This window comes from Campylobacter sp. BCW_6467 (assembly GCF_001762855.1).
Classification (GTDB): domain Bacteria; phylum Campylobacterota; class Campylobacteria; order Campylobacterales; family Campylobacteraceae; genus Campylobacter_D; species Campylobacter_D jejuni.
Map to the genome: position 1 here is coordinate 36,803 of NZ_MJXP01000013.1, position 7,450 is coordinate 44,252.

Consider the following 7,450-nt stretch of genomic DNA (forward strand, 5'->3'; position numbering starts at 1 on the left):
AATGAAAAAATTTCTTTTTATTTTGAGTCTTTTTTGTGTTTTATCTTATGCTTATGAGCTGAAATTAAATGCCAATATAACAGCTTTAAAACTAGATAAGCAAAACTTATATATAGGCACTGATAAAGGTGAAATTTTACAATATAACATTAAAGATAAAAGTTTAAAAGAACTTTTATCTTTGCCAAAGATTAAAAATTATTATGGTGATGATTTTGCTAAGATTTATAACATTGATGTTTTTAAACATACACTTTTAATACTTAGCGAGGGTGATTTTGGTGCTAAAAATTTAAGTTTTTATAAGGAAAATTTACAAATCAAAAAGCTCGAAGAAAATAGCATAATAAAAGCATTTTTTATCAATGAAAACACTTATCTTTTGATTTCTATTGGTTCTGAAATAGAATTGATTGATAAAAGTTTAAAAAATATAAAAAAATTTAATTTTTCTCATTCTAGTCTTAATGATGCAGTTTTAAATGAAGATAAAAGTATGCTGGTTGCAGGTTTTGAGAGTGGTGAAGTGGAGCTTTTTGATTTGAAAAATTGGAAGATGTTAAAAAACTATGATAAAATGCATAAAGATAATATCTATCAAGTAGATTTTAAAAATAATGTTATTTTAAGTTGTGGAACGGATAGGCGTATAGGAGTTGTAAAAAATGAAGAGCAAAATTTTTTACAAAAAGATTTTTTGATATATACTTGCGCTTTAAGTCCTAATGGAGAATTGGCTGTTTATAGTGATAACGAAGCTGGAGTTAGTGAAGTTTTTAGCACAAGTGATTTTAAGCCTGTTAAAACTTTTAATAATGAAAATTTGATGAGTGAGTTTATTATTTTTTTAAACAATAAAGATTTTATCGTTTCAGGCTTTGGTGATAGTATAATGTTTAGGAGTATTGATGAATAATCTTTCTAGTGTTTTGATTTTAGCAAAAGAAGAATATATAAATGATTTAAAAAAGGCTATATCTGAAATTCCTTTTTGTTCTGTAGAACTTTGTGAAAATGAAAAGATTATAGTTGTGATTGAAAGTGAAAATTTAGAAGATGAGTTAAACTCTTATAAAATGCTTGAGAAATTGCCAAATATTATCAGTATTAATATGGTTTTTTCTTATCAAGATTTAAATGATGATATCCAAAAAGCAATTAATAGCGGCGCAATAGAAACGATAGAAAAAAATGAAAATGCTGAGAATGTTCGCTACTATGGTAGTGTATTTAATCAATTTTCTTAAAGTGTAAAGATGGTATTTTTAATCCCATTGCTTATTATAATTGGTGTTATTTTTGGAATTGATTATGTGTATTTTAAAAATCAAGATTTAAAAGCGCAAGTTAAAAAAGAACAAAAAGAATTAAATTCTAGTTTAGAGAAAGAAAAAAAAGAATATATAGAAAAATTGTTTAAAACAAAATAGACATTAAAAAACATCTTATTTTCTTAAAGATAAATTAAAAAGCTTTTTGCTAGAATTAAAGAAAAATTTTAGGAAACAGTGATGAAAAATACAGTCACTGAAGCTTCTATCTATGAGGCTCAAGGGTTAAAAGACGAAGCTTTAGAAATTTATAAAAATATCTTAAAAGAAGATCCGGATAATCAAAACGCTATCGATGCGGTTCGTCGTCTTAGTGGTTTTAGATCCAAGCATAAAGACTTAAACACTCAAATGTTGGATTTTTTTATTAATATGAAAAGCGATGAAGAAATTAATGAATTTAAAAGGTGGTTGATAAAAATATGAATTTGGAAGATTTGGCTAAAAAAACCATTAGCGAAGTTAGCTCTATCATGGAAGAGCAAAGAAGACAAAATGAAATTTTAAAAGAACAAGAATTAAGCAGAAAAACTGAAATAAAAGATGAATTACCACCTATGGAGTTTGTATGCGAAGAATTTGATACTCCGCAAGACTTAGAAGATAAAATTTCTATGGCAAAATTTGAAGAAGAGCAAAAAATACAAAATAATATTGAAATTTCTACTCAGGAAAATAAAGAGTTTAAAAAAGAAGAGCCTTTTTTACAAAGTGAAATTTTAAATCCCAGTGTTATGACAGAGGTTCAAACGCTTAATGAGGATATTTTTTTAAAACATCTTAGAGAGAGAATTTTAGTTCTTTTTGAAGGTTTAAATAGCATAAAAAAAGATAATCTTGAAAATAGGTTAAACTTGACCATAAATTTTTTAGAGTTTTTGCTTGCAAATATCGAAGATAAGCTTAAAAAATAATCCCGATTTGCAGTTTATCGCTGAGTTTTTAAAGCCTTATACTAAACGAGCGTATTTGGTTGGAGGTAGTGTTAGGGATTTGTTTTTAGGCTTAAAAATTTGTGACTATGATATAGAGCTTTATGATATAAAACCTAAAGATTTTGAAAAGATTATGCAAAAATTGGGCGCACAAGGCCTTGGAAAAAGTTTTTTTGTGCATAAGTTTAAAAATTATGATTTAGCTCTTGCTAGAACCGAAAATAAAATAAGCTATGGACATAAAGGTTTTGAAGTTCAAATTTGTAATGATGAAAAACTTGGCGCCAAAAGACGCGATTTTACCATAAATTCTATGATGATTAATCTTTTTAACGATGAGTTTTTAGATTTTTATGGAGGATTAAAAGATCTAGGAACAGGCTTTTTAAGGCATATTGACAAACAAAGCTTTCAAGAGGATAGTTTAAGAGTGTTAAGAGCGGTAGTATTTGCTTCAAGGTTTAACTTTAAGATAACTAGCGAAAGCTTGAAATTGATGCAAAGTATGGATATAACTGATCTTAGCAAAGATAGGATCAATGCGGAGCTTTATAAATTCTTTAAAAGCCCTAGGCTTGATGTTGGCTATAGATATTTGCAAGAACTTGACTTAGAAAAACAGATTTTTGGCTTTGAGAGTGTTTTTAAGAGTTTGGAATTTCAAAATTTACTCAGACAAAGTAGAGAATTTGTAAAAAGCGATGCTTTATTCTTGTATTTGTATTTGAATTTTTTTAATTTAGAAAAAGATATATTTTTTAAAAGAACCAAACTTAAAAAAGAATACCTAAAATACGCAAATCAAGCTTTTTATCTTGATGATATAAGTGATTTTGAACTAGCAAAAATTGCTTTTGAAATGCCTTTGAAGGAATGGCTTGGACTTTGGAGTAAAAAGCGTATTGAGCAAGCTAAAAGATTAAGACTTTATGAGAATAAGTTTGAAAGTAAAATTTTAGCAAAAGATTTCATAAATGCTGGATTTTGTGGTAAAATTCTTGGTTTAAAGATTCAAGAAGCAAGAGAGAATGAATTAAAAGAATATATAAAAGGTTTAGCTAAATGATTTCTGTATTAAAAATTTGCACCAAAGATCAAAAAGGTTTAATCTATAGAATTTCTGATGTTATTTTTAAATATCATATCAATATAGTAAAAAACGATGAATTTGTAGGCGAAGGAATGTTTTTTTTTCGTGCTCTTTTAGAAGGTGAGTTTGATAAAGAAGCTTTTATAGGAACGCTTGAGGCTATGCTTGGACAAGAAGCCTTGATAGAGCTTTGCGAGAAGAGAAAAAAAGATATTGTTGTTTTTGCTACTAAAGAAAGTCATTGTTTGGGAGATTTGCTAATAAAGCATTATAGTAACGAACTTGAGGCAAATATCAAAGCTGTAATTTCAAATCACAACTCTTTAAAGGATTTAGTTGAGAAATTTGAAATTCCTTATCATTTTATCAGTGCTGAAAATTTAGATCGTAAAGAGCAAGAAAATCAGATTTTAAAATGTCTTGAACAATATAAATTTGATTATTTGGTTTTGGCAAAATATATGCGAATTTTATCTCCTGATTTTGTTAAGCATTTTGAAGGTAGGATTATAAATATTCACCATTCTTTCTTGCCTGCATTTATAGGAGCAAATCCTTATAAACAAGCCTTTGAAAGAGGGGTTAAAATAATTGGAGCTACGGCACATTTTGTAAATAATAATCTTGATGAAGGTCCTATTATCACTCAAGCTGTTTCGCCTGTAAACCATGAATTTACTTGGCAAGATATGCAGCAAACAGGTAGAAATATAGAAAAAGATGTTCTTTCAAAAGCACTTGATTTGGCTTTTGAAGATAGAATTTTTATATATAATAATAAAACTATAATATTTTAATGTGATAATTTTATTATAGTTTTATTTAAAGCATTAAAAAAATAATCAATATCCTCTTTTTCATGCGTATAATGCAAACTTATTCTTAACCAGCCTGGTTTTGTTTTAAGTTTTTGATTATCTTTTAAGCCTAGCAAATCATGACCATAAGGCCCAGCACAAGCACATCCAGCGCGTGTTTCTATGTGGTATTTTTTACTAAGTTCGTAAGCGATATCAAAAGGAGAAATTCCTTTGATATTGAAAGCAAAAATAGGCAATCGGGTTTTTAAATTCTTTGCATATAAAATTAAATTAGGTATAGTTTTTAGTTTTTCAAAAAAATAATCTTTTAGAATTTCTTCTTTTTTTTCTATATTTTTAATCCCTATAGAATCTTTGATTTTAAAAGCTAAGCTAGCGCGAATGAGTTGTAAAATTCCAGGTGTTCCTCCTTCTTCTAAAGCTTCTTCATTGCAAAGGTAGCATTGTGAAGTGCGAGAAACATAGCCCACAGTTCCACCTGCTGCAAAGCTAGGCTTGTTTCCACAAAGATCTTTTTTGATGGCTAAAAGTCCAGAACCGCCAATACCACCGATTAATTTATGAGAACTTATAAACAACGCATCATAGTATTGACAAGATATGTTTTTATAGGGAATGAAACTAGATGCATCAAAAGCAACTATCCCTTTAAATTTACGAACCATTTCAGAAATGCGTTTGTAATCACTTAATATTCCAGTAACATTTGAAGCTAAAGAAAAGCTAGCGATTATTTTTCTTTTTTTGTTTTTTTGTAAAGTTTTTTCTAGAAAATCAAAATCAATTTCCCCATTTTTATCCAAGGGAATTCTAATACATTCGCACAAGCCTTCTCGAAATGAAAGTTCATTAGAATGATGCTCATAAGGCCCTACGATAACTAAAGGTAAGGTATTTTTATCAATTTGCGTAAAATATCTTTCTTTTACAAGAGGGGGAATGTAAATGCCGATCAATTCTTGAAATTTTTTAATAGCACTGCTTGATCCTGTTCCGCAGGCTATAAGGGCAAAATTTTCATCTAATGATAAACTTTTTTTTATATCTTTTCTTGCTTGTTCGTAAATTTGTTGAGTTTTAAAAGAATTCAAAGAGCTATCAGAATGTGTGTTTGCATAGGTTGGGAGAATTTTTGAAATTTCTTTTTCTACACATTTTAGAGCTAAGGCACTTGCTGTGAAGTCAAAATGCAAAATACCTTTTTTTAAGATCAATTCTTTTTTTAAATCTGAAATTTGCAAATACAATCCTTATAAAAATTTGCTAAAATTATACTATAAAAATGCTTTATAAAAGGAAAAATATAAAATTTAAGAACTTTGTAGATTTGCATAAGAATTTGTCTTTAAGTAAGCTTTTTGATTTTTATAGTGTGTTTGAAGGTTTTGAAAAATTAAACATTTTAAATTTTGAAGACGATGTATTTACAAATATAGAGCGAATTTTGCTTGATGATTATCTAAAAATCAAAAGTTATTTCGCCTTGGATGAAACAAGTTCTTACGCTCTTACTTTACTAGCTAAAAACAATCGCAAGCGTTTTTCTATCAATAGAAAAATTCAGCATTTTAAAGCTTTATCTACACTTAAATATCTTTTAGAAACAGGTATAATAAAACTTGAGTATAGCAAGGAAGCTAAAAAAATAAAAGATAAAAGACAAAAAATCAAAAAAGAACTAAGATCTTATGTTGTCCAAGATAAGATTATATTTAACAATCATTTTACTCGTTTCTTTTTTTATTTTTTAAAGCCCAATGAAAAGCTTATTTTGCAAAATCGCTATAAAGAAGTTTTAGAATGCATTAAAGAAAAATTTGAACTTTATCAAAGTTTTTGTTTTGAACAGCTTTCTAGAGAATTGCTTGAGAAAAAATTCAATATCAATGGAGTGCAAAGTTACTGGGATAAGAATTTAGAACTTGATCTTTATTATCAAGATGAAAATTTGTGTTTTGTCGGAGAAGTTAAATTTAAAAATAAAAAAATTTGTAAAAATATTTTAAATCTTTTAAAATCAAAAGCAAAGTCTTTAAATTTGACTCCAAATTATTATATTATAATCTCAAAAAATGGTTTTAGCAAGGAATTTGATAAAATATGCGAACAGAATTTGCTTTTATTTGATTTGAATGATTTTAAGATTTTATTATAGGAATGATAAATGAATGAAAGTATTTTAAAAAGTTTAGACTCAAATGAAAAAGAAACTCTACAAAAAGGCTTAGAAAGTCTCATAGAACAAACTTATGTAATAGAAAATGAATACAAAACTTTAAATGAAAACTATAATTCCTTACGCGCAATGGTTGATGAGATTATAGAGGTGTTGCCTAGTGCGCTTTGGATTTTAGATAAAGAAAAAAATATTATTTTACAAAATCAAGAAGCCTTGAAAAATCCAAAATTACTTAGTATCATTAGTCTTGATAAAATTCGTGATGAGCTTGAATTTGAAGGTAGGTTTTATGCGGTAAAAATCATAGCACATAATGAAAAAACTATAGTTTCAGCTACAGATATTAGCGATGAAAAACGCAATGAAAGGCTTGCAAGCATGGGTAGTGTAGCGGCTCATTTGGCACATGAGATAAGAAATCCTATTGGATCTATATCTTTACTTGCTTCAACCCTTTTTGCTCGTAGTGAGCTTAAAAATAAGCATATAGTTCTTGAAATCCAAAAGGCTATTGCCAGAGTAGAGCGTATCGTAAATTCAACTTTACTTTTTACTAAGGGTGTGCACATCAATGCTTTAAATTTTAATCTTTTAGAGTTAAAAGAAGAGTGTGAAAGTGCCATTAACTCTTATAATTTTACTTCTCAAATAGACTTTGAAATATCTTTTTTGAATAAGCAGATTTGTGCTGATAAAGCTCTTCTTGGTTTGGTTTTGCAAAATTTGATTTATAATGCTATTGATGCAATAGAAGAAAGCGAATGTGAAAAGCCTATGATTAAAATTTTAGCAAGTTGTGATAATGAAAAAATATGCATCAGAGTGTATGATAATGGTTGTGAAATAAAAGATGAGAAATTGGTTTTTGAAGCTTTTAAAACAACAAAACTTAAAGGCAATGGGCTTGGCTTGTCTCTTTCTAAAGAAATCATAAACGCTCATAAGGGAGAGTTAAGTTTTCAAAGCGATCCTAAGAATTTTTATTTTACCTTACCTTTGGCGTGATAAATATTTTCTTTTCACCCCAAAACGGAACAGATCTTGCTTATATTATTTTAATATATATTTAGGTTGAAGGCAGAAAAATCTAAATC

General features: G+C 27.9%; 10 protein-coding genes. 9 read left to right on the forward strand and 1 reads right to left on the reverse strand.

Annotation, left to right across the window (positions count from 1 at the left end; translation table 11 throughout):
* Nucleotide 1: 1 nt before the first annotated feature.
* The 7 genes from AJ888_RS01385 to purU all read left to right on the forward strand — a co-directional run bounded on the left by AJ888_RS01385 (nucleotide 2) and on the right by purU (nucleotide 4,153).
* The gene (locus AJ888_RS01385) at nucleotides 2–916 is read left to right on the forward strand and encodes a WD40 repeat domain-containing protein (RefSeq protein ID WP_002861428.1); all 915 of its coding nucleotides are present in this window, start codon (nucleotides 2–4) and stop codon (nucleotides 914–916) included.
* Nucleotides 909–1,247, forward strand: coding sequence for a chaperone NapD (locus AJ888_RS01390; RefSeq protein WP_002852435.1), 339 nt, complete (start codon nucleotides 909–911; stop codon nucleotides 1,245–1,247). Before AJ888_RS01385 ends, AJ888_RS01390 begins: the two co-directional genes overlap by 8 nt.
* Nucleotides 1,248–1,256: 9 nt before the next feature.
* Nucleotides 1,257–1,430 (forward strand): Sec-independent protein translocase subunit TatA2, encoded by a 174-nt coding sequence (gene tatA2, locus AJ888_RS01395; RefSeq protein ID WP_002859817.1) that lies wholly within the window; start codon nucleotides 1,257–1,259, stop codon nucleotides 1,428–1,430.
* A 78-nt stretch (nucleotides 1,431–1,508) separates the two neighbouring features.
* The gene (locus tag AJ888_RS01400; protein WP_002859818.1) at nucleotides 1,509–1,757 is read left to right on the forward strand and encodes a tetratricopeptide repeat protein; all 249 of its coding nucleotides are present in this window, start codon (nucleotides 1,509–1,511) and stop codon (nucleotides 1,755–1,757) included.
* The gene (locus tag AJ888_RS01405; RefSeq protein ID WP_002861429.1) at nucleotides 1,754–2,245 is read left to right on the forward strand and encodes a CiaD-like domain-containing protein; all 492 of its coding nucleotides are present in this window, start codon (nucleotides 1,754–1,756) and stop codon (nucleotides 2,243–2,245) included. The genes AJ888_RS01400 and AJ888_RS01405 overlap by 4 nt, the downstream gene beginning before the upstream one ends.
* On the forward strand, nucleotides 2,214–3,332 hold the full coding sequence (locus AJ888_RS01410; RefSeq protein WP_032599965.1) for a CCA tRNA nucleotidyltransferase: 1,119 nt from the start codon (nucleotides 2,214–2,216) through the stop codon (nucleotides 3,330–3,332). Before AJ888_RS01405 ends, AJ888_RS01410 begins: the two co-directional genes overlap by 32 nt.
* The gene (gene purU, locus AJ888_RS01415) at nucleotides 3,329–4,153 is read left to right on the forward strand and encodes a formyltetrahydrofolate deformylase (protein ID WP_002861431.1); all 825 of its coding nucleotides are present in this window, start codon (nucleotides 3,329–3,331) and stop codon (nucleotides 4,151–4,153) included. Before AJ888_RS01410 ends, purU begins: the two co-directional genes overlap by 4 nt.
* Here purU and AJ888_RS01420 read toward each other — a convergent pair.
* Nucleotides 4,150–5,424, reverse strand: a complete 1,275-nt coding sequence (locus AJ888_RS01420) for an aminotransferase class V-fold PLP-dependent enzyme (protein WP_002860760.1) — start codon at nucleotides 5,422–5,424, stop codon at nucleotides 4,150–4,152. The genes purU and AJ888_RS01420 overlap by 4 nt on opposite strands.
* A 35-nt stretch (nucleotides 5,425–5,459) precedes the next feature.
* Here AJ888_RS01420 and AJ888_RS01425 point away from each other — a divergent pair, with 35 nt between their 5' ends.
* A complete protein-coding gene (locus AJ888_RS01425) occupies nucleotides 5,460–6,332 on the forward strand; it encodes a DUF234 domain-containing protein (RefSeq protein ID WP_079860746.1) in 873 nt (290 codons plus the stop codon).
* A gap of 9 nt (nucleotides 6,333–6,341) precedes the next feature.
* Nucleotides 6,342–7,361: a fla regulon two-component system sensor histidine kinase FlgS gene (gene flgS, locus AJ888_RS01430; RefSeq protein WP_002861434.1), complete on the forward strand. Its 1,020-nt coding sequence runs from the start codon at nucleotides 6,342–6,344 to the stop codon at nucleotides 7,359–7,361.
* The last annotated feature ends 89 nt before the right edge of the window (nucleotides 7,362–7,450 follow it).

Coding starts and splice junctions, on each gene's coding strand:
- flgS (WP_002861434.1), top strand. CDS start 6,342: ATGAATGAAAGTATTTTAAAAAGTTTAGACTCAAATGAAAAAGAAACT.
- AJ888_RS01405 (WP_002861429.1), top strand. CDS start 1,754: ATGAATTTGGAAGATTTGGCTAAAAAAACCATTAGCGAAGTTAGCTCT.
- AJ888_RS01425 (WP_079860746.1), top strand. CDS start 5,460: ATGCTTTATAAAAGGAAAAATATAAAATTTAAGAACTTTGTAGATTTG.
- AJ888_RS01385 (WP_002861428.1), top strand. CDS start 2: ATGAAAAAATTTCTTTTTATTTTGAGTCTTTTTTGTGTTTTATCTTAT.
- AJ888_RS01390 (WP_002852435.1), top strand. CDS start 909: ATGAATAATCTTTCTAGTGTTTTGATTTTAGCAAAAGAAGAATATATA.
- purU (WP_002861431.1), top strand. CDS start 3,329: ATGATTTCTGTATTAAAAATTTGCACCAAAGATCAAAAAGGTTTAATC.
- tatA2 (WP_002859817.1), top strand. CDS start 1,257: ATGGTATTTTTAATCCCATTGCTTATTATAATTGGTGTTATTTTTGGA.